Annotated in this window: 24 protein-coding genes; 19 read left to right on the top strand and 5 right to left on the bottom strand. The window is 68.6% G+C overall.

The genetic code is table 11. The features are described 5' to 3' along the window. Positions 1 to 10 precede the first annotated feature (10 nt). Positions 11 to 928, top strand: coding sequence for a LysR family transcriptional regulator (locus U858_RS0118315; RefSeq protein ID WP_198529742.1), 918 nt, complete (start codon positions 11 to 13; stop codon positions 926 to 928). Between the two features lie 117 nt (positions 929 to 1,045). After that, positions 1,046 to 1,669: a glutathione S-transferase family protein gene (locus tag U858_RS0118310; RefSeq protein WP_025138605.1), complete on the top strand. Its 624-nt coding sequence runs from the start codon at positions 1,046 to 1,048 to the stop codon at positions 1,667 to 1,669. A gap of 97 nt (positions 1,670 to 1,766) precedes the next feature. Here the strand turns inward: U858_RS0118310 and U858_RS0118305 are convergent, their stop codons facing one another. Then, entirely contained in the window at positions 1,767 to 2,234 is a 468-nt protein-coding gene (locus tag U858_RS0118305; RefSeq protein ID WP_025138604.1) for a DUF6389 family protein, read from the bottom strand. Positions 2,235 to 2,335: 101 nt separating this feature from the next. On the opposite strand from U858_RS0118305, the gene U858_RS0118300 reads away from it, so the two are divergent. From U858_RS0118300 to U858_RS0118275, 6 genes are all read left to right on the top strand, one after another. Next, complete coding sequence (locus tag U858_RS0118300) at positions 2,336 to 2,866, top strand: GbsR/MarR family transcriptional regulator (protein ID WP_025138603.1); 531 nt, start codon at positions 2,336 to 2,338, stop codon at positions 2,864 to 2,866. Between the two features lie 107 nt (positions 2,867 to 2,973). Further along, on the top strand, positions 2,974 to 4,269 hold the full coding sequence (locus U858_RS0118295; RefSeq protein ID WP_029954033.1) for an SDR family oxidoreductase: 1,296 nt from the start codon (positions 2,974 to 2,976) through the stop codon (positions 4,267 to 4,269). Next, positions 4,266 to 4,748: a DUF2269 domain-containing protein gene (locus tag U858_RS0118290; RefSeq protein WP_025138601.1), complete on the top strand. Its 483-nt coding sequence runs from the start codon at positions 4,266 to 4,268 to the stop codon at positions 4,746 to 4,748. The genes U858_RS0118295 and U858_RS0118290 overlap by 4 nt, the downstream gene beginning before the upstream one ends. A 312-nt stretch (positions 4,749 to 5,060) precedes the next feature. Beyond that, positions 5,061 to 6,047 carry an amino acid ABC transporter substrate-binding protein gene (locus U858_RS0118285; RefSeq protein ID WP_042885181.1) on the top strand — a complete coding sequence of 329 codons (987 nt, stop codon included), beginning with the start codon at positions 5,061 to 5,063 and terminating at the stop codon, positions 6,045 to 6,047. Positions 6,048 to 6,084: 37 nt separating this feature from the next. Continuing rightward, positions 6,085 to 7,293, top strand: a complete 1,209-nt coding sequence (locus U858_RS0118280; protein ID WP_025138599.1) for a PLP-dependent aspartate aminotransferase family protein — start codon at positions 6,085 to 6,087, stop codon at positions 7,291 to 7,293. A 30-nt stretch (positions 7,294 to 7,323) separates the two neighbouring features. Continuing rightward, entirely contained in the window at positions 7,324 to 8,814 is a 1,491-nt protein-coding gene (locus U858_RS0118275; RefSeq protein WP_025138598.1) for a PLP-dependent aminotransferase family protein, read from the top strand. 52 nt (positions 8,815 to 8,866) lie between these two features. On the opposite strand, the gene U858_RS0118270 is transcribed toward U858_RS0118275, so the two are convergent. Continuing rightward, positions 8,867 to 9,223 carry a hypothetical protein gene (locus U858_RS0118270; protein WP_025138597.1) on the bottom strand — a complete coding sequence of 119 codons (357 nt, stop codon included), beginning with the start codon at positions 9,221 to 9,223 and terminating at the stop codon, positions 8,867 to 8,869. A gap of 106 nt (positions 9,224 to 9,329) precedes the next feature. Between U858_RS0118270 and U858_RS0118265 the strand changes: the two genes are divergently transcribed. The 9 genes from U858_RS0118265 (at position 9,330) to U858_RS0118225 (ending at position 19,842) form a co-directional block, all read left to right on the top strand. After that, positions 9,330 to 10,466 carry an FAD-binding oxidoreductase gene (locus U858_RS0118265; protein WP_025138596.1) on the top strand — a complete coding sequence of 379 codons (1,137 nt, stop codon included), beginning with the start codon at positions 9,330 to 9,332 and terminating at the stop codon, positions 10,464 to 10,466. A 50-nt stretch (positions 10,467 to 10,516) separates the two neighbouring features. Then, positions 10,517 to 11,962 (top strand): M81 family metallopeptidase, encoded by a 1,446-nt coding sequence (locus tag U858_RS0118260; RefSeq protein WP_025138595.1) that lies wholly within the window; start codon positions 10,517 to 10,519, stop codon positions 11,960 to 11,962. A gap of 69 nt (positions 11,963 to 12,031) precedes the next feature. Then, on the top strand, positions 12,032 to 13,615 hold the full coding sequence (locus tag U858_RS0118255) for an ABC transporter substrate-binding protein (RefSeq protein WP_025138594.1): 1,584 nt from the start codon (positions 12,032 to 12,034) through the stop codon (positions 13,613 to 13,615). A gap of 79 nt (positions 13,616 to 13,694) precedes the next feature. Then, the gene (locus U858_RS0118250) at positions 13,695 to 14,630 is read left to right on the top strand and encodes an ABC transporter permease (protein ID WP_025138593.1); all 936 of its coding nucleotides are present in this window, start codon (positions 13,695 to 13,697) and stop codon (positions 14,628 to 14,630) included. Positions 14,631 to 14,642: 12 nt separating this feature from the next. Next, on the top strand, positions 14,643 to 15,518 hold the full coding sequence (locus tag U858_RS0118245) for an ABC transporter permease (RefSeq protein ID WP_025138592.1): 876 nt from the start codon (positions 14,643 to 14,645) through the stop codon (positions 15,516 to 15,518). Positions 15,519 to 15,526: 8 nt separating this feature from the next. After that, on the top strand, positions 15,527 to 16,540 hold the full coding sequence (locus tag U858_RS0118240; RefSeq protein ID WP_025138591.1) for an ABC transporter ATP-binding protein: 1,014 nt from the start codon (positions 15,527 to 15,529) through the stop codon (positions 16,538 to 16,540). Continuing rightward, positions 16,537 to 17,568 carry an ABC transporter ATP-binding protein gene (locus tag U858_RS0118235; RefSeq protein WP_025138590.1) on the top strand — a complete coding sequence of 344 codons (1,032 nt, stop codon included), beginning with the start codon at positions 16,537 to 16,539 and terminating at the stop codon, positions 17,566 to 17,568. Before U858_RS0118240 ends, U858_RS0118235 begins: the two co-directional genes overlap by 4 nt. A gap of 54 nt (positions 17,569 to 17,622) precedes the next feature. After that, positions 17,623 to 19,077 carry an amidohydrolase family protein gene (locus U858_RS0118230; protein WP_025138589.1) on the top strand — a complete coding sequence of 485 codons (1,455 nt, stop codon included), beginning with the start codon at positions 17,623 to 17,625 and terminating at the stop codon, positions 19,075 to 19,077. A 120-nt stretch (positions 19,078 to 19,197) separates the two neighbouring features. Next, entirely contained in the window at positions 19,198 to 19,842 is a 645-nt protein-coding gene (locus tag U858_RS0118225) for a helix-turn-helix domain-containing protein (protein WP_025138588.1), read from the top strand. On the opposite strand, the gene U858_RS0118220 is transcribed toward U858_RS0118225, so the two are convergent. After that, a complete protein-coding gene (locus tag U858_RS0118220; protein ID WP_025138587.1) occupies positions 19,839 to 20,612 on the bottom strand; it encodes a hypothetical protein in 774 nt (257 codons plus the stop codon). The genes U858_RS0118225 and U858_RS0118220 overlap by 4 nt on opposite strands. A gap of 469 nt (positions 20,613 to 21,081) precedes the next feature. Here U858_RS0118220 and U858_RS0118215 point away from each other — a divergent pair, with 469 nt between their 5' ends. Beyond that, positions 21,082 to 22,368: an APC family permease gene (locus tag U858_RS0118215; RefSeq protein ID WP_025138586.1), complete on the top strand. Its 1,287-nt coding sequence runs from the start codon at positions 21,082 to 21,084 to the stop codon at positions 22,366 to 22,368. 17 nt (positions 22,369 to 22,385) lie between these two features. Next, positions 22,386 to 23,273, top strand: coding sequence for a cyclopropane-fatty-acyl-phospholipid synthase family protein (locus U858_RS0118210; protein ID WP_081821646.1), 888 nt, complete (start codon positions 22,386 to 22,388; stop codon positions 23,271 to 23,273). Positions 23,274 to 23,322: 49 nt separating this feature from the next. On the opposite strand, the gene U858_RS0118205 is transcribed toward U858_RS0118210, so the two are convergent. Both U858_RS0118205 and U858_RS0118200 read right to left on the bottom strand, forming a co-directional pair. Then, complete coding sequence (locus U858_RS0118205) at positions 23,323 to 24,471, bottom strand: putative zinc-binding metallopeptidase (RefSeq protein WP_025138584.1); 1,149 nt, start codon at positions 24,469 to 24,471, stop codon at positions 23,323 to 23,325. Then, entirely contained in the window at positions 24,468 to 25,433 is a 966-nt protein-coding gene (locus tag U858_RS0118200) for a transglutaminase family protein (RefSeq protein WP_025138583.1), read from the bottom strand. Before U858_RS0118200 ends, U858_RS0118205 begins: the two co-directional genes overlap by 4 nt. Positions 25,434 to 25,485 lie beyond the last annotated feature (52 nt).

Raw genomic sequence — 25,485 nt, 5'->3', positions numbered from 1 at the left:
GCCCGAACGCATGGACTGGAACCTGCTGCGCACCTTCATGTTCGTGGTGCAGGCCCGCGGCGTGGGCCGGGCGGCGCAGGCGCTGCACCTGAGCCAGCCGGCCGTCAGCCAGGCGCTCAAGCGGCTGGAAGACGCCGTGGGCGGGCTGCTGCTGCACCGGCGCAACGGCGAATTCCGCCTGACCAGCCTGGGCGAGGAAATCTACGCCATCGCCCGCGACATGTACGGCACCATGGCGCGCATCGAGAACGCCGCCGTGCAGGACCAGGCCGAGGTCGCCGGCACCTTGCGGCTATTGGTGATGAGCCGCATCCAGAGCACGCCCTACGACGATTTCCTGGCGGACTTCCACCAGCGCTATCCCAAGGTGGAATTCCACATGGAAATGCAGCCCAGCGCCGATATTCTCGACGCGCTGGCCAAGCGGGTGCCGGCGCTGGGCATCTGCCTGTGCCGCAAGCCGGTCGAGGCGCTGGAACGCAAGCTGTTCCTGCGCCACCAGTACGCGGTGGTGTGCGGCCGGCGGCATCCGCTGTTCACGCGGCCGCGGGTGGCCATCGAAGACCTGCTGGACCAGAATTTCGTCTGTTTCGCCAGCGACCAGTTGGGTGACACGCTGTCGCCGCTGACCATCTTTCGGGACCAGCAGGGCTTCACCGGGCGCATCGTCGGCACCTCGCCGCACCTGGAGGAAGTGCGCCGCATGGTCGTCGCCGGCATCGGCCTGAGCTTCCTGCCCGAACACCTGATTGCGCAGGACGTGGTCAACGGCGAACTGCGGCGCCTGCCGCCGCAAGACAGCGTGGCCGCGATCGACGTGTTCCTGACCTGGCACAAGCAGCGCAAGCTGAGCGCCGTGGAAACGGCTTTCCTGGCGGCGTTCGACCGCTTTCTGGCGCGCACGTCGCTGGCGGCGCGGGCGCGCTGACGCGGCCTGGGTAATTGCCGCAGCGCATCATCGCTGCCGTCGGCCAGAGCGGCCGAAAAGCGCCCAATCTGGCGATAATGGCGCTCTCGATCCCCGCACTTTCCCTTGAGGACGCACATGTCTCGTTGGACCTTCTATACCGCACCGGGTACCTGCGCATTGGCCACCCACATCGCCTTGCAGGAAGCCGGCGCCGACTTCGACGTCGTGAAGCTGGACTTTGCCGCCGGCCAGCAGCAAAGCGCCGAGTACCTGGCCATCAACCCCAAGGGCCGCGTGCCCGCGCTGAAGACCGAACACGGCGTGCTGACGGAAACCCCCGCCCTGCTGACGTTCGTGGCGCAGCGCTTTCCCGAGGCCGGGCTGGCGCCGCTGAACGACCCGTTCGCGTTCGCCCAATTGCAGGAATTGAACAGCTACCTGGCGTCCACCGCCCACGTGGCCCATGCGCACAAACGCCGCGGCGCCCGCTGGGCCGACGATCCCGCCGCCCACGAATCCATGCGCGCCAAGGTGCCGCAGACCATGACGGCCTGCGCCGCCTACCTGGAATCGCAGATCGTCGGGCCGTGGGTCACCGGTGAACACTTCAGCGTGGCCGATGCGTATCTGTACACGATCGGCAGCTGGCTGGAAGGCGACGGCGTGGACCTGAAGGCGTTTCCCAAGCTGACGGCCTACCTGGCGCGCGTGGCGGCCCGCCCGGCGGTGCAGCGTGCGCAGGCGCAGGCCAATACGTAATATGTAGTCCGCAATCCGTGGCCCGCAATGCGCGGCCCAGGGTCGGCGGCCAGCCCTGCGCGCCGGCACTCCGCCGGCCGCTATGCGCCGACCGCCATCAACGCTGCGGCCGCGCGGCGTCCGCCGGCAGCTCGCGGGGCAAGGTCGTGCCGTAGTCTTCGTCGGCATAGATGCAGGCCGGCAGGGGCGACACGGCGCGGCCGCCCTGCTCCCACAGCGCTTCGATCCAGTCCGCCGCGGTGTCGGCGATGGCATCCTGCACGCAGAAGTCCGGTTCGTCTCCAAACAACGGCACGCGCGGCGTGACGCCGGTTTCGCCATGCACCACGTCGAACACGTGGCGGTAGCCGTCTATCGCCTTGTTCAAGACGTACAGGTCGGGGCCGTCCAGCCCGATCACCACCGAAAACGTGCCCTCGCCATCCTGATCGGGAAAAATGCCGAACTGGATTTCGCGCGCCTTCTCGGGCAGGCGCGCAAACAGGCCGGCCAGCGTGTGCAGCGCGGTGGCGGTATGCGCGTCGAGCACGCGCCGCAGGGTGTCTTGGTAGTCTTGTCGGGTCATTGCACGGGGCCTGTCACACGAAAACCCCAAGCGTACCGGACGAATCGGTTTCTGTTATTTCTGTCTTGACAGAAATAACAGAAACCTCATACAGTGGCTCCATGAAACTGACTCCGATCGCCGAACGCTTCATCCTGCACTGGGGCGAAATGGGCTCACGCTGGGGCGTGAACCGCACTGTGGCCCAGATCCATGCCCTGCTCTACCTGATGGGCCGGCCCTTGCCCGCGGAAGAAATCGCCGACACCCTGGGCGTGGCGCGGTCCAACGTCAGCAACAGCCTCAAGGAACTGCAAGCCTGGCGCCTGGCCAAGGTGGTGCACGTCATGGACGACCGCCGCGACCATTTCGAGACGTCCACCGACATCTGGGAACTGTTCAAGCTGATCGTAGAAGGCCGCCGCCAGCGCGAGATCGACCCCACCCTGACCGTGCTGCGCGACAGCCTGGCCAGCCCCGAGATGGCCAACGAAAGCCAGCTGACCGAACAACGCGTGCGCGAAACGCTGGAATTCATGGAAATCCTCACCACCTGGTCCGACGAAATGCTGCGCATGAAACCGGAAACCCTGATGAAGACGCTAGGCATGGGCGCCAAGATCAGCAAGACGATGCGGCGCGGCAAAAGCTGATGCGACGGGCCTGGGGCGGCTTGGCCAACATTGCCGTCCTTGAGCCCCTTTTTTTTAAACCATTATTTCTGTCTATACAGAAATAACAGAAATAAAAGAATCGATCGATGCACCCACCTGACGAGGGCAACGGCATGAACATCCTGGTCTGCGGCGCCAACGGCTTTGTCGGCCGGGCCCTGTGCGAGGCCCTGCTGCAAGACGGCCACCGGGTCCTGAAAGGCGTGCGCCACCCCATGCAGCCCGACGAGATCGCCATCGATTACCTGGCGGACACGGACCCGGCCGCCTGGACCGACCGGCTGCGCGGCATCCACGTGGTGGTGAACGCCGCCGGCATCCTGGTCGAGCGCGGCGACGCCACCTTCGACCGGATTCACCGCCGCGCACCCATCGCGCTGTTCGACGCCGCCTGCCAGGCGGGCGTGCGGGGCATCGTGCAACTGTCGGCGCTGGGCGCCGCCACGGGCGACACGCCCTACTTCCAGAGCAAGCGCGCGGCCGACGTGCATCTGCAATCGCTGCCGGTGGCGCACTGCATCCTGCGGCCGGCGCTGGTCTATGGCGCGCAAGGGGCATCGGCGCGGTTCTTTCGTGCGCTGGCGTCGGCGCCGCTGCACTGGCTGCCAGCAGGCGGCCTTCAGCGCCTGCGCCCGATGCAGGTGGACGAGCTGGCCGAGGTCGTCGTGCGGTGGCTGCGCGGATGGACAGCGGGCCCGGACGACCGCGCCGCCGTATTGGACCTGGTCGGCGGCACCGAGGTCACGTACCGCGACATGCTGGCCGCCTATCGGGCATCGATGGGCTTTGCGCCGGCCTGGCGGGTCACCGTGCCCGGCTGGCTGATCGGCGCCAGCGCAGCGCTGCTGGACCGCGTGCCCGGCTCGATGCTGACGCGCGACACCTGGCGGATGCTGCGGGCGGGCAACACGGCCGACGTCGCCACCACCGCCCAGGCGCTGGGCCGCCTGCCGGCCGGCATCGACACCTTCATCCGCCCGGCGGATGCCCCCGCCCTGCGCCAGCAAGCCCTGGCCGCCTGGCGGCCCGGCCTGCTGCGCGGCGCGCTGGCGCTGATCTGGCTGTGGACGGCGGTGTGCAGCGCTTTTCTGTATCCCGTGGACGGCAGCCTGGCGCTGCTGGCGCCGGTGGGCCTGCATGGCACGCCCGCCCTGGCGGCCCTGTATGGCGCGGCGGCGCTGGATTTCGGGCTGGGCATCGCCACGCTGTGGCGGCCCGGCCGCCGGCTATGGACCCTGCAAGCCGGGCTGGTGCTGGTCTATTCCGTGGTGATTGCCGTGGCGTTGCCGGCGTTCCTGTTGCATCCCTTCGGCCCGGTCCTGAAAAACGCGGCCGTGCTTGCCCTGTTAATCATGCTGCTCAGCGAGGAAACCCGGCCATGAATGCGTATCTCACGATCAAGACCCTGCACATCCTGTCTTCAGTGCTGCTGGTGGGCACGGGCTTTGGCACGGCGTTCTACCTGTTCTTCGCCAACCGCACCGGCAATATTGCGGCGATTGCGGCCGTGTCGAAACTGGTGGTGCGCGCCGACCTGTGGTTCACGACCCCGGCGGTGATCTTCCAGCCTTTGTCGGGCCTGTGGCTGGCGCATATCGCCGGATGGCACTGGACGACGCCGTGGGTCAGCCTGTCGATCGGGCTGTACCTGCTGGCGGGCGTGTGCTGGCTGCCGGTGGTGTGGCTGCAATACGAAATGGCCAAGATGGCCGCCCAGGCGCACAGTGGCGGCGCGGTGGCCTTGCCGGCGCGTTACTGGCGCTTTGCCACGTGGTGGGAACGGCTGGGCTACCCGGCCTTTCTGGCGATGGTGGCGGTGTATTTCCTGATGGTGGTCAAGCCGGCGCTGTGGGCGGCTTAGGTAGCCACGCATTCCGCCCGCTGGCGTGTCGGCGGCCTTTACCGCGCAGCACACGCCAGTCCACTTTGACGCAATTTCGCTGAACCAGAATCGGCCGCCTTCCCGCCCATGGGGCGGCCGACGTACCGTTTCCCCAGGGAGCCGCCCACCGCTCCCCCCGCCCCGGTTTTCCTTGCGCCACCGACGCCGTGTTTTCCCTCATGGACACAAAGTGTCCTGAAAGACACATTGCGCCCGACGGTCCGACCGGCGTTTCCCGGCCGGCCGCAATCAAGGGGAACCGCTTTGAACGTTTCAAGAGTCTTTACCGCAATGGGCCTGGCCCTGCTCTGCGCGCACGCCGCGCAGGCCGGGACCACTTTCGATACCGTGAAGAAGCGCGGCTTCGTGCAGTGCGGCGTCACCACCGACCTGCCGGGCTTTGCCTACACCGACAGCAAGGGCGTGTGGCAAGGCATCGACGTGTCCACCTGCCGCGCCATCGCCGCCACGATGTTCGGCGATGCCACGAAAGCCAAGATCGTGCCGTTGACCACCCAGGCGCGTTTTACCGCGCTGCAATCGGGCGAGGTCGACGTGCTGACGCGCAACACCACCCAGACGATGACGCGCGACACGACGCTGGGGCTGATCGGCACGGGGGTCAATTACTACGACAGCCAGGGCCTGATGGTGCATACCGCGCTGGGCGTGAAAAGCGCCAAGGAACTGGGCGGGGCCACCGTGTGCGTGCTGCCGGGCACCACGACCGAACTGAACCTGGCCGACTGGTTTCGCGGCAACGGCCTGGAATTCAAGCCTGTGGTGCTGGAACGTTTCGACGAGATCCTGCGCAGCTTTGCCGCGGGCCGCTGCGACGCCATCACGGCCGACAAGTCCATGCTGGCCGCCACCCGCCGCAACCTGGGCGAGGCCGACCTGGTGATCCTGCCCGAACCGCTGTCCAAGGAACCGCTGGGGCCGATGGTGCGCCAGGGCGACGAGCAATGGTTCAACACCGTGCGCTGGACGCTGAACGCGTTGCTCGAAGCCGAGGAATACGGCATTACCCAAGACAACGTGGACGCGCAGTTGAAGTCCGGCAATCCCAATATCCAGCGCATCCTGGGCGTGACGCCCGGGCTGGGCAAGAACCTGGGCGTGGACGACAGGTGGGCCTACAACATCGTCAAGCAGCTGGGCAATTACGGCGAAATCTACGAACGCACGCTGGGCATGCAAAGCGCGCTGAAGCTGGAACGCGGCATGAATGCCCTGTATACGCACGGCGGCCTGATGTACGGCTGGCCGATCCGCTGACCCCGAACCCCTTTTGCGCCCATTCCAGGAGCCCCGCATGAAAGCGCGCGACCCGCACCCCGACGTTCACTTCGCCACCCAGGCCATCCACCACGGCTACGACCCGGCCGCCCATCAGGGCGCGGTGTCGCCGCCCGTGTTCCTGACATCGACCTATGCGTTCGAGTCGACCGCCGAGTTCGACGCCGTGTTCACCGGCGAAAGCGACCGCTGCGTCTACGGCCGCCAGCAGAACCCCACGCAGCAGTTGCTGGAAACGCGGCTGGCGGCGCTGGAAGGCGGCCAGGCGGCGCTGGTGACGGCATCCGGCATGGGCGCGATTGCGTCCACGCTGCTGTCGTTGCTGTCCGCGGGCGACGAGATCGCCGTGCACCACACCATCTACAACACGGCCAGCGCGTTGATGACCGAGGGGCTGCCGCGCTTTGGCATCAAGGTGGTGCGCGGCGACCTGAGCACACCGCAGGGCACGGCGGCGGCGATCGGGCCGGCCACCAGACTGGTGTATTTCGAGACGCCGATCAATCCGTCGGCCGACGTGCTGGATATCGCCCGCATCGCCGCGGCGGCGCAGCGCGCGGGCGCCCGGGTGATCGTGGATTCGACCTTTGCGTCGCCGGCCCTGCAACGGCCACTGGAACTGGGCGCGGACCTGGTGATCCATTCGCTGACCAAGTACCTGAACGGCCACGGCGACGTGCTGGGCGGCGCGGTGATCGGCGACCGCGAAACCATCGACCTGATCCGCGCGTCGGGCACCAAGTACCTGACCGGCGCGACGCCATCGCCGATGTCGTGCTTTCTGGTGCTGCGCGGGCTGAAGACGCTGGACCTGCGGATGCGCCAGCACAGCAGCAACGCGCTGGCGGTGGCCGAGATGCTGCAAGGCCACCCGGCCGTGGCCAAGGTGACCTATCCGTTCCTGGCGGGGTTTGCGAACGGGGACATTGCGCGGCGGCAGATGTCGGCCGGCAGCGGCATGGTGTCGTTCGAGTTGCAGGCCGGCTATGACGGCGTGGCGCCGATGATGGACCGGCTCAGGATCATTTCGCGCGGCATCAGCCTGGGCGATACGGATTCGCTGATCTACCACACGGCCGGCATGATCCGCGCCCGCCAGAAGGTCAATCCGGCGCTGCGGCTGAGCCCGGGCGTGTCGCCCGCGCTGGTGCGGCTGTCGGTGGGGCTGGAAGACGTGCGCGATCTGCTGGCCGACCTGGAACAGGCCTTGTCGCCGGTAAGATGAGGATTGCTTCTTCCCTGCCCCGCCGTCGCCATGCCCCGAGTCGTCAAAGCCGTCGAACTGCCCGTCCTGTCGCCGCTGGACCGCCAGGCCGGCCCGCTGGGCCGCCAGTTGGCCGCGCAACTGCGCGACGCGATCCGCAGCGGCGCCTTGCGGCCCGGCGAGCTGCTGCCGGCCACGCGCCTGCTCGCGGCGTCGCTGGGCGTGGCCCGGGGCACAGTGGTCGACGCGTTCGACCAGTTGGCCGCCGAAGGGCTGCTGCAACCGAAAGGCGGCGGCGGCACCCGGGTGGCGCGGCAGGCTGCCAATCGGGCCGCCACGGCCCCCGCGGCGCCCGCCGACTATGTGCGGCCGCTGCCGGCCGCCGCCGCGCGCTACGCCGAGATCGCCGCCACGATGTACCCGCTGCCCGCCGCGCCCTTCGCCATTTCGGTGCCCACCGGCCGGGTCGCGCCCGACGACAGCTGGCGCAAGCTCAGCAACCGGGTGCGCGCCACGCGGGTCGGCGCGCCGGCCGGCTACGCCGATCCGCAAGGGCTGCGGTCGCTGCGCGTGGCCATTGCCGACTATGTGCGCCGCGCCCGCTCGGTGGTGTGCACGCCCGACCAGGTCATCGTCACGGCGGGCACGCAGCAAGGGCTGTACCTGGCCTGCGCCGTGCTGCTGGGGGAAAACGACCAGGCGTGGGTCGAAGACCCGGCCTATCTGGGCATCACGGCGCTGCTGGAAAGCACGGGGCGGCCCGGCCGCATCGTGCGGGTGCCGGTGGACGCCGACGGGCTGCGGGTGGACGAGGGCCTGCGCCGTGCCCCGCACGCCCGCGCCGCGTTCGTGACGCCCTCGCACCAGTACCCGCTGGGCATGCCGATGGCGCCGCCGCGGCGCGAGGCGCTGCTGGCCTGGGCGCGGGCGCGCAACGCCTGGATCGTGGAAGACGACTACGACAGTGAACTGCGCTATGCCGGCCACCCCTACCCCGCGCTGCAAGGGCAAGACAGCCGCCATGTGGTCTACCTGGGCACGTTCAGCAAGATCCTGTTTCCGTCGCTGCGCATCGGCTACCTGATCGCGCCGCCCGACCTGGCGCCGGCGTTCTGCGGCGCGCGCATCATGATGGACCGCCATCCGCCCACGGCCGACCAGCACGTGCTGGCCGCCTTCATTGCCGAAGGCCTGCTGGACCGCCACGTGCGCCGCATCCGCAAGGCCTATGCCGACAGCCGCAGCGCGCTGATCGCCCTGCTGCGCGCGACCCTGCCCCCCGGGCTGGCCGAGGTACAGCCCATCGACCAGGGCGTGCATCTGCTGGTGTGGCTGCATGCATCGCTGGACGACGTGCGCCTGGCGCGTCAGGCGGCCGAGGCCGGCGTGGCGGTGCGGCCCTTGTCGGTGACGTATTCGGCGCAGGCGCCGCAGCGCCGCCCCGGACTGATCCTGGGGTTTGGCGGCTATGCGCTCGACAAAATGACCCAGGCCGCGCAGACGCTGGCCGCGTTGATCGCGCAATCCGCGCCAGGCCGCTGACCCGGCGCCTGGGCGTGCCAGGGTCCGCGTCCGGCCCTGGGCCGACGAGCCCCTACTTCAACCCCAGCATCCCGCGCATCCGCGTGCGGATCGCGCCGGCATACGCCCAGCACCACACCGCCAAGGCCAGCATGGCCACGGTGAAATAGGCGCGCGCGTCCAGCGGCACCGGGTTCAGTTCGGACACGGTCTTGAACGGCTCGAAACCGATGAAGTCGCTGGCGGCCAGGGCGCTGAACAGCATGGCCAGCACCGGGCCGGTGAAATGCGGGCGTTCGCCGCGCGTCTGCGGGTCGGCCCGGAGTTGCCAGTGAATCAAACGGAATAGCTGGATGACGACGGCCACCAGCGGGATGACCAGGGCAAGCTGCAGAACCAGCAGCGCAACGATGACTTGAGTAGGAAGCATGGCCGCGATTTTACGGGCATCGGGACAACCCCTATTACTCGGCCGGTTTCAAACAACTATCGTATTCGAGAATTATCAAATAAGAGAATTCTCGCTTCCGACAAACATGACGACAGACACGCTGTACGACTACGCCGTGATCGGCGCCGGCATCGCCGGGGCATCCGTGGCCTACCGCCTGAGCGCGGCGGCTTCCGTGGCGGTGCTGGAACGCGAAGCCCAGCCGGGCTACCACTCGACCGGCCGCTCGGCGGCCATGTTCATGGAAACCTACGGCACGCCCCAGATCAAGGCGCTGACCCGCGCCAGCCGCGCGTTCTACGAACAGCCGCCACAGGGCTTTGCGGACCATCCGCTGCTGCATCCGCGCGGCGTGCTGTACATCGCCACGCCTGAACAGCGCAACCTGCTGCACGACGTGTTCGACGATTTCCGCCGCCAGTCGCCCAACGTGACGCTGATCGACGCCGACCAGGCCGTGGCGCGGGTGCCCTGTCTGCGCGGCGACCAGCTCTGCGGCGCCATCGAGGAACCCGACGCCCGCGACATCGACGTGCATGCGCTGCACCAGGGGTTCCTGCGCGGCATGGCGCGCCAGGGCGCGGTGCTGCGCAACCAGGCCGAACTGACGGCGGCGTCTTTTGACGACGGCATCTGGACGCTGACGCTGGCGGGCGGCGCCACGCTGCGGGCGCGGGTGGTGGTCAACGCTGCGGGCGCCTGGGCCGACCAGACCGCGGCGCAGTGCGGCGCCCGGCCGGTGGGCCTGCAGCCTTGCCGACGTACCGCCTTTACCTTTGCCGGCCCGGCCGACGTGGATTTTTCGCACTGGCCGGCGGTGGTGGGCGTGGACGAAAGCTATTACTTCAAGCCGGACGCGGGCCAGTTGCTGGGTTCGCCCGCCAACGCCGACCCGGTGGCCGCGCACGATGTCATGCCTGAAGAACTGGACGTGGCCACGGGCATCTACCGCATCGAAGCGGCCACCTCGATGACCATCCGGCGCCCCAAACACACCTGGGCCGGCCTGCGCTCGTTCGTGCGCGACGGCGATTTCGTGGTGGGCTGGGACGCCGATGCGCCCGCCTTTTTCTGGCTGGCGGCCCAGGGCGGCTACGGCATCCAGACGGCCGCCGCGACGTCTGAACTGGCCGCGGCGCTTTTGACTCACCAGCCCGTACCCACCCATTTACAGGCGCACGGGGTGGATGCCCACGCGGTACGCCCCGAGCGCTTGCGCTGAACGCAGTCCCCGTTGTATCCCCTTCATCCCTTTTCGAGCGGAGCGGTTGCATGAAGATATTTTCCGGGTCCCTGGCGACCGAAACGAACACCTTTTCCCCCATCCCGACCGGTCTGTCGGCCTACCGGGCCCGCGGCTATTACCCCGCCGGCCAGCACCCGGATCGCATGCAGATGTTCTCGGGGCCGCTGTGGGCGGCGCGCCAGCGCGCCCAGGGCAAGGACTGGACGCTGGTCGAGGGCATGACGGCGGGCGCGACCCCGGCCGGCATCACCACCCGCGACGCCTACGAAACCCTGCGCGACGAGCTGCTGGACGACCTGCGCCGCGCCGGCAAGGTGGACATCGCCCTGTTCGGCCTGCATGGCGCCATGGTGGCCGACGGCTACGACGACTGCGAAGGCGACCTGCTGCGCCGGGCCCGCGACATCGTCGGCCCGGACACGGTCATTGGCGCCGAGCTGGACCCGCACTGCCACCTGACCGACACCATGGTGCAAAGCGCCGACTTCCTGGTGTGCTTCAAGGAATACCCGCACACCGACATCCTGGACCGCGCCTACGACCTGGTGGACCTGTGCGTGGCGCGCGCCGAAGGCCGCATCAAGCCCACCCGCGCGGTGTTCGACTGCAACATGATCTCGATCATGCACACCAGCCGCGAACCCATGCGCAGCTTCGTCGACCGCCTGCTGGCCATGGAAGGCAAGGAAGGCGTGCTGTCGGTGTCCATCGCCCACGGCTTTCCGTGGGGCGACACGCCGGACATGGGGTCCAAGGTGCTGGTCTATACCGACGGCGACCAAGGCCAGGCGGACGCGCTGGCCAAGGCCCTGGGCGAAGAACTGATCGGTTTCCGCGACCGCCTTGCCCCCCCCTACCCCGGCGCCGACGAGGCGCTGGACCAGGCGCTGGCGCGGGACGCTTTTCCGGTGGTGCTGGCCGACTCGGCCGACAACGCCGGCGGCGGCGCGCCTAGCGACGCGACCTTCATCCTGGACCGGGTGCTGGCGCGCGGCATCCGCGACGTGGCCACCGGCCCGTTCTGGGACCCGGTGGCCGTGCTGCTCTGTTTCGAGGCGGGCCAGGGTGCGCGCATCCAGCTGCGCATCGGCGGCAAGGTCGCGCCGGTGTCGGGGCAACCCCTGGACGTGGAAGGCGAGATCGTGGCGCTCAAGCGCGATGCCGTCATGACCGGGCTGGCGGGCACGCCGGCCTTGCTGGGCGACGTGGCCGTGGTGCTCTGCCAGGGGGTGACGATCGTGCTGACCACCAACCGCATCCAGGCCATGGACACCGACCTGTTCACCCAGTTCGGCGTCGACCTGAACGCGATGAAGCTGATCATCGTGAAATCGTCGCAGCACTTCTATGCCTCGTACTCGAAGGTGGGCCGCCACGTCATCTATGTGGAAACGCCGGGCGCCATCACCAACGACCTGAACGCCTTGCCCTTCACCAAGCGCAAGCTGCCGAAATGGCCCTTCACGGGCTGATGCCTTCAATCGCTGACATCACAGCCGCCGCCCACGCAGGCGGCGGCCGACAAGACCAAGGGGATGACCATGATGAAACGTTTCAGCCTGCTGGGCGCAGCCGCCCTGCTGGCGCTGGGCGCGGCCACCGCGCCGCAGGCCCAGGCCCAGCCCAAGCCAACCACGCTGCGGATGGTGCCGCACGCCGACCTGAAGACGCTGGACCCGCTGTTCAACACCGCCTACATCACGCGCAACCATGGCTACATGGTGTTCGACACCCTGTTCGCGCAGGACAGTCATGGCCAGCCCAAGCCGCAGATGGTGCAAAGCTGGACCACCTCGCCCGACGGCAAGCGCTGGACCTTCACCTTGCGGCCCGGCCTGAAATTCAATGACGGCACGCCGGTCACCGCCGAAGACTGCGTGGCTTCGCTGCAGCGCTGGGCCAAGAAAGACACGCTGGGCCAGGCGATGATGGCCGCGGGCGCCGAACTGGCCGCCACCAGCGCCGATACCTTCACGCTGACGCTCAAGCAGCCGTTCGGCCTGGTACTGGACGCGCTGGCCAAGCCGTCGGGCATGCCGCCGTTCATCCTGCCCAAGCGGCTGGCGCTGACCGACCCGAACACCCAGGTCACCGAGATGGTGGGTTCGGGCCCGTTTCTCTTCAAGCGCGATGAATGGGTGCCCGGCAACAAGGTGGTGTACGTGAAGAACCCGGCCTACGTGCCGCGCGCAGAACCCGCCGACGGGCTGGCGGGCGGCAAGGTGGCCAAGGTCGACCGGGTGGAATGGATCTACATCCCCGACGGCAACACGGCCACCGCCGCGCTGATGAATGGCGAAGTCGACATGATCGAGCAGACCACGCCGGATTTCCTGCCGGTGCTGGAAAGCAATCCCGACATCACCTTGAGCACGTCCGTGGCCTCGCAGGGCATGGTGATCGTGAACGCGCTGCACCCGCCGTTCGACAAGCCGCAGGCGCGCCAGGCGCTATATTACCTGGTGAACCAGAAGGAAATGGTGTCGGCCATCGGCTACCCCGAGAAGTACCGGGTGGACTACTGCCCCACGTTGTACATCTGCGGCTCGCCGCTGGCCACCGACGCGGGCGCCGCGCCCTACGCCAAGACCGACCTGGCCCGCGCCAAGCAATTGCTGCAAGAGGCCGGCTACCAGGGTGAAAAGGTGGTGCTGCTGTACCCCACCGACCACATCAGCGCCCCGGCGGTGATGGTGATGGCGCAGAACATGAAAAAGGCCGGCATCAATGTCGACCTGCAATCGATGGACTGGGCCTCGCTGGCGGCGCGCCGCCTGAAGAAAGACCCGCCCGCCCAGGGCGGCTGGAACGTGTTCCTGACCTGGGGCGGCTATTTCGACGCCAGCACGCCGGTCACCAACCCGTGGCTGTCGGCCGCCTGCGGCAACAGCCTGCCGGGCTGGCCCTGCGACAAGGAACTGGACACGCTGCGCACCCAATGGATCCAGGAAACCGACGCCGCCAGGCGCAAGGAGATTGCCGCGCAGCTGCAAGCGCGGGCCTACCAGACGGTGCCGTACGTGATGTGGGGCGAATTCAAGCCGGTATCGGCCGTGCGCGGCCTGAAACACACCGAGTTGATGAAGACCGGCATCCCCGTGATGTGGAACGTGGAAAAGCCGTAGCGGCCGGCGTATCGGACAAGCGAACAAGCGGCACCCGGGCGCCTTGCGCGTCCGGCCGTCCGCCAGGGGGATAGCCACCGTGAAATACATCCTGCGCCGCGTTGCGGCCGTCATACCCGTCATGGCCGTGGTCGCGGTCGTGGTGTTCATGCTGATCCACCTGTCGCCGGGCGACCCGGCGGCGGTCATCGCGGGCGACAACGCCACGGCCGACGACGTGGAAAAGATCCGCCAGAACCTGGGGCTGGACAAGCCGCTGCTGCAGCAATTCGGCATCTGGCTGGGGCACCTGGCCACCGGCGACCTGGGCACGTCCATCGCCACCCAGATGCCGGTGGCGCAACTGATCGGCCAGCGCCTGGGGCCGACGCTGTCGATTGCCGCCTTCACCATGCTGTTTGCCGTGCTGATCGCCGTGCCGCTGGGCGTATTGGCCGCCTGGCATGCCGGCCGGCTGCTGGACCGGCTGGTGATGGTGGGCGCGGTGTGCGCGTTTTCGGTGCCGGTATTCCTGATCGGCTACTGCCTGGTGTATGGCTTTTCGATCAAGCTGGGCTGGCTGCCGGTGCAGGGCTACAAACCGCTGGCCGACGGGCTGGTGCCGTATCTGCGGCACCTGGTGCTGCCGTGCCTGTCGCTGGGCCTGGTGTACATCGCGCTGCTGACGCGCATGACCCGCGCCACCATGCTCGAAGCGCTGTCCGAAGACTACATCCGCACTGCCCGGGCCAAGGGCCTGTCGGCCGGCCCGGTCGTCTGGCATGCGCTGAAAAACGCCGCCAACCCCATCGTCACCACCATCGGCGTGGGCGTGGCGCTGCTGATCGGCGGCGTGGTGGTCACCGAGACCGTGTTCGCCATTCCCGGCCTGGGCCGCCTGACCATCGACGCCGTGCTGCGCCACGACTACCCGGTGATCCAGGGCGTGCTGCTGGTGGCCTCGGGCATCTACGTGCTGATCAACCTGCTGGTCGACCTGAGCTATCGCCTGTTCGACCCGCGCATCCGTTATTGAAAGGGGCCACCCATGACCACCGCTACCCTGCCCCTGGCTGTTGCCCGACCGCGCTGGCGCCGCGCCGCCCGGTCGCTGCGGCGCCATCCCATGCTGTACGTCGGCTGCGCCATCCTGGTGGCCCTGGCCCTGATGGCGCTGGCCGCGCCCTGGCTGGCCACCGTCGACCCGCAGGACATCAACCCGATGGCGCGCATGAAGCCGCCGTCGGCCGAACACCTGTTCGGCACCGACGCGCTGGGCCGCGACGTGTATTCGCGCACCGTCTGGGGCGCGCGGATCTCGCTGCTGGTGGGCGTGGTGGTGGCGCTGGCGGCCACCGTGGGCGGCGTGCTGCTGGGCATGCTGGCCGGGTATTTTCGCCGGCTGGATGCGCTGATCATGCGCATCATGGACGGCCTGATGGCCATCCCCGGCGTGCTGCTGGCGATTGCGCTGATGGCCACCCTGAAAGGCGGGCTGGGCACGGTGATCGTGGCGATCGTGGTGCCGGAAATTCCCCGCGTGGTGCGGCTGGTGCGCGCGCTGGTGCTGACGATCCGCGAGCAACCCTACATTGAAGCCGCGGTGGCGTCCGGCACGCGCGTGCCCGCCATTTTGCTGCGCCACATCCTGCCCAATCTGTTCGCGCCGCTGATGGTGCAGGCCACCTTCATCGCCGCGTCCGCCATCCTGACCGAGGCCGTGCTGAGTTTTCTGGGCGTGGGCATTCCGCCGCACACGCCCAGCTGGGGCAACATCATGGCCGAGGGCCGCAATTTCGTGGCGGTGGCGTTTCACATCATCCTGTATCCGGGCCTGTTCCTGGGCGTGGCCGTGCTGGCCGTCAACCTGGTGGGCGACGGGCTGCGCGACATGCTCGATCCGCGCCTGGCGAAAAAGATCTAGGAGCCGCCATGCGATCCGATCCCGTACTCAAAGTGCATGACCTGACCACCTGTTTCGATGGCGACGAGACCACGGTCGTGGCGGTGGACGGCCTGTCGTTCGACCTGATGCCGGGCGAAACCCTGGGCCTGGTCGGCGAATCCGGCTGCGGCAAGAGCGTCACGTCGCTGTCCATCATGCGGCTGCTGCGCGCCCCGGGCCGGGTGGCCCGCGGCCGCGTCGACTTCGAAGGCCGCGACCTCTTGGCCCTGCCCGAGAAAACCATGCGGGCGATCCGCGGCAACCAGGTGTCGATGATTTTCCAGGAACCGATGACGTCGTTGAACCCGGTGTTCACCGTGGGCCGGCAGATCAGCGAATCGTTGATGCTGCACCAGGGTCTGACCAAACGGCAGGCCTTGAAACAGGCCGAGGCCTTGCTGGAACTGGTGCAGATTTCGGACCCGGCCCGGCGGGTGCGTGAATATCCCTACCAGCTGTCCGGCGGCATGCGCCAGCGCGCCATGATCGCGATGGCGCTGGCCTGCCAGCCCAAGGTACTGATCGCCGATGAACCGACCACGGCGCTGGACGTCACCATCCAGGCGCAGATCCTGCACCTGCTGCGCGACATCCAGGCGCGGCTGGGCACCGCCATCGTGCTGATCACGCACGACCTGGGCGTGGTGGCGCAGATGTGCCAGCGCGTCATCGTGATGTATGCCGGGCGCAAGGTCGAGGAAGGCCCGGTCGACGACATCCTGGACCACGCCGCGCATCCCTATACCCAGGCGTTGATCCGGTCGCTGCCTGATTTTGTCGACGGCCAGGACCATACGGCGCGGCTGGCGGAATTGCCCGGCATCGTGCCGGTGATGACGCCGGACTCGCGCGGCTGCGCCTTTGCGGCGCGCTGCCCGCAGGCGTTGCCGCGCTGCACCGATGAGACGCCGCCAGAGGTCGCGGCCGGGGAACGCCACCGGGTATGGTGCTGGGCGCGGCTGGAAGAACCGGTGGCGATGATGACGGGAGAAGCGCGATGAACCTGCACGATGCACCGCTTGCGCCGGACGTGTCTGCGTCCGCCATGTCTTCGCCCGCCTCGAACTCGCCCCCATCGGCCCCGCCGCTGTTGCAGGTCGAAGGCCTGAAGAAGCACTTTGCCGTCGAAGGCGGCCGCGTGCTGCGGGCCGTGGATGGCGTATCGCTGTCGGTTGCGCGCGGCCAAACGCTGAGCCTGGTGGGGGAATCCGGCTGCGGCAAGTCCACCACCGGCAAGTGCCTGATCCGCCTGACCGACCCCACCGAAGGCCGCATCCTGCTCGAAGGCGCGGACCTGGCCGACATGAACAGCCGCGCGCTGCGGGCCATGCGCCAGCGCATGCAGTTCATTTTCCAGGACCCGTTTTCGTCGATGAACCCGCGCATGCGGGTGCGCGACATCATCGGCGAGCCGCTGCGCAATTTCGGCCACGGCCAGGGCGCCATCCGTGAACGCGTGGCGCAGTTGCTGGCCCGCGTCAGCCTGCGGCCGGATGCCGCCGACCGCTACCCGCACGAATTCTCGGGCGGCCAGCGCCAGCGCATCGTGATCGCGCGCGCCCTGGCGCTGGACCCCGGCCTGATCGTCTGCGACGAACCGGTGTCGGCGCTGGACGTGTCGGTGCAGGCGCAGGTGATCAACCTGTTAATGGACCTGCAACGCGACCTGGGGCTGACCTATGTGTTCATTTCGCACGACCTGAGCGTGGTGCGCCACATCAGCCACCGCGTGGCCGTGATGTACCTGGGCAAGATCGTCGAAACCGGCAGCCGCGACGCGGTGTTCAACCAGCCGGCGCACCCGTACACCCGAGCGCTGCTGGCGGCCGTACCGTCGGCCCGCCGGGGCGAACGCGCCCCTGTGGCCGTGCTGAAAGGCGAAATTCCCAGCCCGCTGGCGCCGCCGTCCGGCTGCGCGTTCCGCACCCGCTGCCCGATGGCCCAGGCGCGCTGCGCCGAAGAAACGCCCGCCCCGCGCCTGGTCGGACCCGACCAGGAGGTGGCGTGCCACTTCGCCGCCCAGTCCTGACGTCGACGACCCTCCCTATATAGAGATCGCGCCCCCCTTCAGCCGGAGCCTTCCATGTCCCACCCCGACACCCAGCCCTTTGACCTGATTCTTGCCGGCGGCACCGTCATCGACGGCAGCAACTCCCCGGGCCGGCGCGCCGACGTCGGCGTGCGCGGCGACCGCATTGCCGCCGTGGGCGACCTGGCCGGCGCCGCCGCGCACCGGCGCGTCGACGTGTCGGGCCAGATCGTGGCGCCCGGCTTCATCGATTCGCACACGCACGACGACAACTACCTGCTCAAGCACCGCCACATGACGCCCAAGATCTCGCAGGGCGTCACCACCGTGGTCACCGGCAACTGCGGCATCAGCCTGGCGCCGCTGACGCACGCCACCCCGCCCCCGCCGCTGGACCTGCTGGACGAAGGCGGCTCGTACCACTTCACGCGGTTCGCCGACTACCTGGCCGCGCTGCGCGCCACGCCGGCCGCCGTCAATGCGGCCTGCATGGTCGGCCATTCCACCCTGCGCGCCGCCGTCATGCCGGACCTGCACCGCGCCGCCAGCCCCGCCGAGATCCAGGCCATGCAGGCGTTGGCCGAAGAAGCCATGGCCAGCGGCGCCATCGGTATCTCGACCGGCACGTTCTACCCGCCCGCGGCCCACGCCACCACCGAAGAGATCATCGAGGTCTGCCGGCCGCTGCACACCCATGGCGGCGTGTACGCCACCCATATGCGGGACGAAGGCGAGCATGTCGTCGAAGCCCTGGAAGAAACCTTCCGCATCGGCCGCGAGCTGGACGTGCCGGTCGTGATCTCGCACCACAAGGTCATGGGGCAGCCCAACTTCGGCCGTTCGCGCGAAACGCTGCCGCTGATCGAAGCCGCCATGGCGCGCCAGGACGTGTCGCTGGACGCCTACCCCTACGTGGCCGGGTCCACCATGCTCAAGCAGGACCGCGTGCTGCTGGCCGGGCGCACCGTCATCACCTGGTGCAAGCCCTTTCCCGAACTGAGCGGACGCGACCTCGACGAAGTAGCCGCCGAACGCGGCAAGTCCAAATTCGACGTGGTGCCCGACCTGCAACCGGCCGGCGCCATCTATTTCATGATGGACGAGCCCGACGTGCAGCGCATCCTGGCGTTCGGCCCCACGATGATCGGGTCCGACGGGCTGCCGCATGACGAGCGCCCCCACCCGCGCCTGTGGGGCACCTTTCCCCGCGTGCTGGGCCACTATTCGCGCGACCTGGGCCTGTTCCCGCTGGAAACCGCCGTGTGGAAGATGACCGGCCTGACCGCCGCCCGCTTCGGCCTGGCGCAGCGCGGCCAGGTGCAGCCGGGCTACTACGCCGACCTGGTGGTGTTCGACGCAGCCACGGTGGCCGACACCGCCACGTTCGAACGCCCCACCGAACGCGCCGCCGGCATCCATTCGGTGTACGTGAACGGCGTGGCGGTGTGGCAGGACCAGGCGTTCACCGGCCAGCACACCGGCCGGGTGCTGGCCCGTACCGCGGCCTGAACTGCTGACTGACCTGCCGACTGAACCGCCGCCGGAGCTGCCCGCCCTGACTGCCGTCTGAACCGCGCCAACCCTTACAATCCGCGATACGCCTCCAAACCCTAGACGCCAGACCGCTACATGGCCCCACCCCGCAATACGCCCCCGCCCGACATCGTGGGCAAGGAAGAAATGGGCGCCCGCCTGCGCGCCGAGCGCAAGGCGCGGAAAATGACGCTGCAGGCGCTATCGCAGGCCAGCGGCATCGCGGTGTCGACCCTGTCCAAGGCCGAGCTGGGGCAGATTGCCCTGAGCTACGAGAAATTCGCCGCGCTGGCCCGCGCCCTGGGCATCGACATGACGCGCATGTTCATGCTGCGCGATGCCTCGCAGGCGGCCCAGGCGCCCACGTTCGTCAAGAACACGCTGCGCGACGCGCGCGATTACGTCACCGACAACTACCACTACCGCCTGCTGATGGGCGAGTACCCGGGCAAGAAGATGATGCCCATGGTGGCGCTGATCGACGCGCGCGAGGTCGTGGAATTCGAGGACTACATCCGCCACCCCGGCCAGGAATTCGCCCTGGTGCTGTCGGGCAAGGTGCGCATCCAGTTCGAAAACGGCGACAGCGTGGTGCTGGACAAGCTGGAATCCGCCTATTTCGACAGCGGCATCGGCCACGTGTACCTGTCGCTGAGCAAGAAGCCGGCCGAAGTGCTGGCCGTGTGCAGCGACCTGGACGACGTGCCGTCCCGGATCAAGCCGGCGCGGCAGGACACCTAGCGCGGGCGGTCCTGCGGCACGGCCTCGAACAGATAGACGTTATCCGGTTGCAGATAACGCAACCGATACTGGCCGACGCGCGTCTTGCCGTCGGGCAGCAGGTAGTCCACCTGCAAGCCGTCGGGTTCCGCCTCGCCGCCCGCCCCCAGATAGGTATTGACGGGGTAGCTGAACCCCTGCCCCGGCGCCTCGCGCACGGCGGCGCAGGCCGAGAACAGGCGCGGCAGCGCATACAGGCGGCTGCCCTGCGCCACCAGCACCTGCGGATAGCGCCCGCCCCGGCCGCTGGCATTGAAATGCAGTTCCACGCAGGCCCATCCCGGCCGCCGCCAGACGGCGACCTGGGCGAGGTTTTCCGGGTCGATGGCGGCGATGGCTGGCTGCGAGACCTTGGCGGCAGCGCCTTTGCCCAACTCAGTGGCCGATGCGGCGCGGCCCGGGCCAGTCATCGCCAAATCTGTTCCCTGCGCCAGTCGCCAGCGCCGATCGCCGATCGACAAGGACTTTCCATCGAAGCCGATGCCCGGCGTGCCCTTGGGCGGGTCCATGTCCAATTCCCCCGGCGCGATCCATTGGGTCGCCGAGTAGCGCCGCACGGCGACGGTCATCGCGTTGACCCACAGGCAATGGCGCGGCGTGTCGGTGCAGGCCTGCGCCAAAGGCACGCCATCGCCCGGGAACAGGTTGCCGCCCAGGGATTCGTAGAAGGCCTGGTAGCCGGTGAAAGGCGCGGCCGGTGGAGCGGCGGCGGCAACGGGAGCAGCTGACATCGCTGGCGTTGATGCCGCCGCGGCCCCCACGGCCTGAGCCTGCGCCAGGCTGCCGCCCGCCGCCAGCCCCAAGACGCCCAAGGCCGCAACCCTTCTGGCCGCCCCGTAACGACCCGGCGCGGAACGCCCTGGCGGGAACCAGGACGGTGACATGACACGCAGCGAAATATTCATGGCCGCCAGCCTAGCGGTTACCGCCTGCGTTGACCACCCCTACGGGAAATCCCGTAGAAACTTTCCTTGGCCGACGGGGGTCCCTCTTTATTCAGCTAATTGTCAGACTATTGGACTTGTCAGACTTTTTGTCTGGCCGTACTCGTCTGGCCGGCCGCGTGCCCGCGCGTCGGCGACCTACCGGGAGAATTCCATGCCGCCTGTCACCCGCCCCATGCGCCACAGCCCCAGTGCAGCCGGCGCGCAGGGCGGCGGCGCGGCGGCGGGGGCGTTGGGGCCGCCCGGACTGTCGGTCATGGACGCCACCGTGGTGCTGGTCGGCGTGGTGATCGGCATCGGTATCTTCGGCTTTCCGCCGCTGGTGGCGCAGCATGCCTCGTCCGAAGCCATGTACCTGGCGTTCTGGCTAGCCGGCGGGCTGGTGATGCTGGTGGGCGCGCTGTGCTACGCCGAGCTGGGCGCGGCCTACCCCGGCGCGGGCGGCGAATACCTGTACCTGTCGCGCGCCTGGGGGCCTCGAGTCGGCCTGCTGTTCGCCTGGGCCCGCTGCACCGTCATCCAGACCGGCGCCATCGCGGTCGTGGCCTTCATCTATGGCGACTACGCCCAGCAGCTGTTACCCCTGGGCACTCACGGCGCAACGGCGCACGCGGCCCTGTCGGTGGTGGCGCTGACGGCCCTGAACGTGGCCGGCACCCGCCATTCCAAGCGCCTGCAATGGCTGTTCACCCTGCTGACGCTGGCCGCGCTGGCGACCGTGCTGACCGCCGCCCTCTTCACCCAGTCTCCCGTCTCGCCCGTGCCGGCGCCCCTGACCGGCAATGCTGCCGGCCTGATGGGCATGGGCATGGTGTTCGTGCTGCTCACCTACGGCGGCTGGAACGAAGCGGCCTACCTCAGCGGCGAACTGCGCAACCCCGGGCGCAACATGGCGCGGGTGCTGCTGATCGGCACCGCGGTGGTGACCGGGGCGTACCTGCTGACCAACCTGGCGTTGCTGGAACTGTTCGGCCTGCAAGGCCTGCGCGACACGCCGGCCCTGGGCGCGGCCGTCATGCAGCTGGCGGCCGGCCCCTATGCGGCGGCGTTGCTGAGCCTGGTCATCTGCGCCACGGCGCTCAGCACCATCAACGGCACCATCATCACCGGGGCGCGGGTGTATTACGCGCTGGGCCGCGACGTGCCGCGCCTGCGGGCCCTGGCCGGCTGGAACGACCGCAACGAAACCCCCGTCAGCGCCTTGCTGGCCCAGGGCGTGATCACGCTGGCCCTCTTGGCCGTGGGCGCCTTCAGCCAGAACAGCGTGCAGGCCATGGTGGCCTATACCGCGCCGGTGTTCTGGCTGTTCATGCTGCTGGTGGCTGCGTCCGTCTGGCGCCTGCGCCGGCGCGACCCCGACCGCCCGCGGCCGTTTCGCGTACCGCTGTATCCCTTGACCCCCGCGCTGCTGGCGCTGGCCTGCGCCGGGCTGGTGTATTCCAGCGCGGCCTATGCCGGCGCCGGTGCGCTGATCGGCCTGGCCGTGCTGGCCGCGGGCGTGCCGATGCTGCGGGTGCTCAAGCCGGCAAGCCCCCTTCCCTAGCCCCAGGAGTCTTCACCATGCAACGTGCCCACGCTTTCCTATCGCCCGTCCGCCGCCGCACCGTCATGGCATCCGCGCTGGCGCTGGCCTTGTCCCTGGCCGTCCTGGCCGAGGCCCGCGCCGCCGGGCCGGCCGCCCTGCCTGTCACCCCTGCGAAATCGGTCGCCGCCACCCCCGAGGCCAAGTCCGACGCCTATGTGCCCGACGTGGGCCAGGAGGGCAAGGACGTCATCTGGGTGCCCACGCCCCAGACCCTGGTCGACAAGATGCTGGACATGGCCGCCGTCACCCCGCAGGACCGCCTGATGGACCTGGGCTCGGGCGACGGCCGCACCGTCATCACCGCCGCCCAGCGTGGCCTGACCGCCAAGGGCATCGAATACAACCCGGACCTGGTCACGCTGTCGCGCAGCAACGCGGCCCAGGCCGGCGTGGCCAGCCGCGCCACCTTCGAGGTGGCCGACCTGTTCGAGACCGACCTGTCGCAGGCCGACGTGATCACCATGTTCCTGTTGTCGACCATCAACGAAAAGCTGCGCCCCCGGCTGCTGCAACTGGAACCGGGCACCCGCATCGTGTCCAACACCTTCCGCATGGGCGACTGGGAGCCGGATGCGTCCGAGACCATCACCGAGGCCTGCCAGACCTACTGCAACGCCTTGCTGTGGATCGTGCCGGCCAAGGTCGACGGCCAATGGGACGTGGCCGGCCAGACGCTGCGGCTGGAACAGCAGTACCAGAGGCTGACCGGCAAGCTGGGGTCCAGCGAGATTTCGGACGCCCGCATGGACGGCCGCACGATCTCGTTCACGGCCGACGGCGTGCGCTACACGGGCGAAGTGAACGGCACCACCATCAGCGGCAGCGCCGCCGGCAAGGGCGAGTGGCAGGCGCGGCGGATCTGAACCCTGCCCGGCGCCTGGACGGATCCGGGCGGTCGGGGCCACCAGCCTTTCAGCGCGCCGCGCCCTTGACCACCCGGTGCACGAACTGCAGCTTGCCCACCACCTCGCCCGGCAGCACGAAGGGGTAGAAATCGCGCTGCCCCATGCTGCGCGACAGCTCGTTGAGCACCCCGGTCAGCGCCACCCAGGCATTGACCAGGTCCAGGAAGCCCTGGCCCTCGGGGTCGTCCTGGTCGTACAGCGATATCCGGGTAAAGGGCTCGTAGGCCTGCTCCACCGCCATGCGCGTGACGCCAAAGCTGATGGCGGTGTCCAGCGTATCCATCATGTGCAGGTAGTGGGCCCAGGTCTCGGCCCAGTCTTCCCAGGGATGGCACGACGCGTACGTGCTGATGAAGTGCAGCGCCCAGTCGGCGGGCGGCCCCTGTTCGTAATTGCGCTGCAGCGCCTGGGCGTAGTCGGCGCGTTCGTCGCCGAACAGTTGGCGAAAGGGTTCCAGCCAGTCGCCGCCGGCCACCAGCTGGTCCCAGTAGAAATGACCGATCTCGTGGCGAAAATGCCCCAGCAGCGTGCGATAAGGTTCATGCATGGATTCACGCACCTGCACCCGGTAGGCGTCGTCGGCTTCCAGGATATTGATGGTGATCAGGCCCTGGTTGTGCCCGGTCAGCAACGGCGCGCCGTCCGGCCCCGGGGCCAGCAGGTCGAACGCCAGGCCGCCGTCACCCGGCTCTTGCGAGCGCCGGATCGGCAGGCCCAGCGTCATCAATTGCGCGATCAGCTGGCGCTTGGCGGCTTCCACCTTGAACCAGAGCGGGCCGTTCTCGGCGATCGACAGGTCGGGAATGGTGCGGTTCAGGCTGCACGCCAGGCAGAGCGACTCGGCGGACGTGGCCGGCAGCAGCCAGTTGCACAGGGCCGGCGTGGCGAAGTTGCCGCAGCGCTTGAAGGCCCTGCCCCGCACCCGGCCGGCTTCGGCCCACACGCCTTCCGTCTTGCCCGGGTCCAGCGCCAGCACGTGGCCGCGCTTGGGGTCGAAACCCAGCGCCCGGTGGCAGTTCAGGCATTCGGTATTGCCAAAGAAGATCTGTTGGCCGCAGACGCACTGGAACGCCTTGGCGCGGGCGTGCCGCGGGCGTTGGCGCTGGCGGCCGGGCGTGCTGAGCTGGCGCCGCAGGGCATCGAAGAAATAGGTCATGCGTCGGCCTCCGGAAACAAGGGCGGCGCCGGCTCGGTCGGGAATTCCGCCAACGGCGCCACCGTGACCTGCACACGCAATTCATGGCCGCCGCCGCGGATCACCCCGCGCAGCGGCGTCACGTCGCCATAGTCGCGGCCCTGGGCCAGCACCACGTGAGATACGCCCGGCACCAGGTCGTTGGTGGGGTCCAGGTCCAGCCAGCCGCCGTTGGCCGCCAAGCCCGGGCAATGCACCGACACCCAGGCATGCGACGCATCGGCCCCGATCAGGCGCGGACGGCCCGGGGGCGGTTGCGACATCAGGTAGCCGCTGATATAGCGCGCCGGCAGGCCGATGGCGCGCAGGCAGCCGATCATGACGTGGGCGAAATCCTGGCACACCCCGGCCCGCTGGCGAAACGCATCCAGGATGGGGGTGGACACCTGGGTATGGGCCGGATCGTAGGTGAAATCGTGATGGATGCGATGCATCAGGTCGATGGCCGCCAGCGCAATCGGCCGGCCCGGCGTGAACGACACCAGCGCGTAGTCGCGCAGTTCGCCGTGCAGCGGCACGTAGGGCGACGGAAACACGAATTCGCCCTCCGGCGCGTAGTCGGCGCCCGCGTCGTAGCGCAGGCGTTCGGCCGCGGCCTCCCAGGGGGCGGTGGCCGCCGGGTCCAGGCCGTCAAAGCGCGGGCGTACGGTGACCTGGCTGGTGGCGCGCACCGTCAGCGCCTCGTGCGGCGCATACAACGCAAAAGTGGCGCGGCGGTTGCCGAAGACGTCCAGCGATTCCGCGTAGTCGGCCGGTGCGGGGGTGATGGCCAGCGTGTAGTCGTCCACCTGCTGCCAGGCGTCGTGCAGCGGCCGCAGGTAGCACAGGTGGTGGGCCAGTTCCACGGGCGCTTCGTAGCGGTAAGCGGTGACGTGGCTGACACCCAGGGTCTGGGACGCGTCGGACGAGTCGGGCAAGGTCATGGCGGCGGTCTCGGGGTCAGTCGGCAGCGATCGGGCAGCAACGGTTCTGGTG

It is taken from the genome of Achromobacter sp. DH1f, assembly GCF_000633435.1.
GTDB classification, from domain to species: domain Bacteria; phylum Pseudomonadota; class Gammaproteobacteria; order Burkholderiales; family Burkholderiaceae_B; genus Achromobacter; species Achromobacter deleyi.
Note: the sequence above shows the minus strand (reverse complement) of the source record. Positions and strands in the feature narration are given on the sequence as shown.

Excerpts from the sequence above, each read along its gene's own strand:
- U858_RS0118315 (WP_198529742.1), top strand. The coding sequence starts at position 11 with ATGGACTGGAACCTGCTGCGCACCTTCATGTTCGTGGTGCAGGCCCGC.
- U858_RS0118310 (WP_025138605.1), top strand. The coding sequence starts at position 1,046 with ATGTCTCGTTGGACCTTCTATACCGCACCGGGTACCTGCGCATTGGCC.
- U858_RS0118305 (WP_025138604.1), bottom strand. The coding sequence starts at position 2,234 with ATGACCCGACAAGACTACCAAGACACCCTGCGGCGCGTGCTCGACGCG.
- U858_RS0118300 (WP_025138603.1), top strand. The coding sequence starts at position 2,336 with ATGAAACTGACTCCGATCGCCGAACGCTTCATCCTGCACTGGGGCGAA.
- U858_RS0118295 (WP_029954033.1), top strand. The coding sequence starts at position 2,974 with ATGCACCCACCTGACGAGGGCAACGGCATGAACATCCTGGTCTGCGGC.
- U858_RS0118290 (WP_025138601.1), top strand. The coding sequence starts at position 4,266 with ATGAATGCGTATCTCACGATCAAGACCCTGCACATCCTGTCTTCAGTG.
- U858_RS0118285 (WP_042885181.1), top strand. The coding sequence starts at position 5,061 with ATGGGCCTGGCCCTGCTCTGCGCGCACGCCGCGCAGGCCGGGACCACT.
- U858_RS0118280 (WP_025138599.1), top strand. The coding sequence starts at position 6,085 with ATGAAAGCGCGCGACCCGCACCCCGACGTTCACTTCGCCACCCAGGCC.
- U858_RS0118275 (WP_025138598.1), top strand. The coding sequence starts at position 7,324 with ATGCCCCGAGTCGTCAAAGCCGTCGAACTGCCCGTCCTGTCGCCGCTG.
- U858_RS0118270 (WP_025138597.1), bottom strand. The coding sequence starts at position 9,223 with ATGCTTCCTACTCAAGTCATCGTTGCGCTGCTGGTTCTGCAGCTTGCC.
- U858_RS0118265 (WP_025138596.1), top strand. The coding sequence starts at position 9,330 with ATGACGACAGACACGCTGTACGACTACGCCGTGATCGGCGCCGGCATC.
- U858_RS0118260 (WP_025138595.1), top strand. The coding sequence starts at position 10,517 with ATGAAGATATTTTCCGGGTCCCTGGCGACCGAAACGAACACCTTTTCC.
- U858_RS0118255 (WP_025138594.1), top strand. The coding sequence starts at position 12,032 with ATGATGAAACGTTTCAGCCTGCTGGGCGCAGCCGCCCTGCTGGCGCTG.
- U858_RS0118245 (WP_025138592.1), top strand. The coding sequence starts at position 14,643 with ATGACCACCGCTACCCTGCCCCTGGCTGTTGCCCGACCGCGCTGGCGC.
- U858_RS0118240 (WP_025138591.1), top strand. The coding sequence starts at position 15,527 with ATGCGATCCGATCCCGTACTCAAAGTGCATGACCTGACCACCTGTTTC.
- U858_RS0118235 (WP_025138590.1), top strand. The coding sequence starts at position 16,537 with ATGAACCTGCACGATGCACCGCTTGCGCCGGACGTGTCTGCGTCCGCC.
- U858_RS0118230 (WP_025138589.1), top strand. The coding sequence starts at position 17,623 with ATGTCCCACCCCGACACCCAGCCCTTTGACCTGATTCTTGCCGGCGGC.
- U858_RS0118225 (WP_025138588.1), top strand. The coding sequence starts at position 19,198 with ATGGCCCCACCCCGCAATACGCCCCCGCCCGACATCGTGGGCAAGGAA.
- U858_RS0118220 (WP_025138587.1), bottom strand. The coding sequence starts at position 20,612 with ATGTCAGCTGCTCCCGTTGCCGCCGCCGCTCCACCGGCCGCGCCTTTC.
- U858_RS0118215 (WP_025138586.1), top strand. The coding sequence starts at position 21,082 with ATGGACGCCACCGTGGTGCTGGTCGGCGTGGTGATCGGCATCGGTATC.
- U858_RS0118210 (WP_081821646.1), top strand. The coding sequence starts at position 22,386 with ATGCAACGTGCCCACGCTTTCCTATCGCCCGTCCGCCGCCGCACCGTC.
- U858_RS0118205 (WP_025138584.1), bottom strand. The coding sequence starts at position 24,471 with ATGACCTATTTCTTCGATGCCCTGCGGCGCCAGCTCAGCACGCCCGGC.
- U858_RS0118200 (WP_025138583.1), bottom strand. The coding sequence starts at position 25,433 with ATGACCTTGCCCGACTCGTCCGACGCGTCCCAGACCCTGGGTGTCAGC.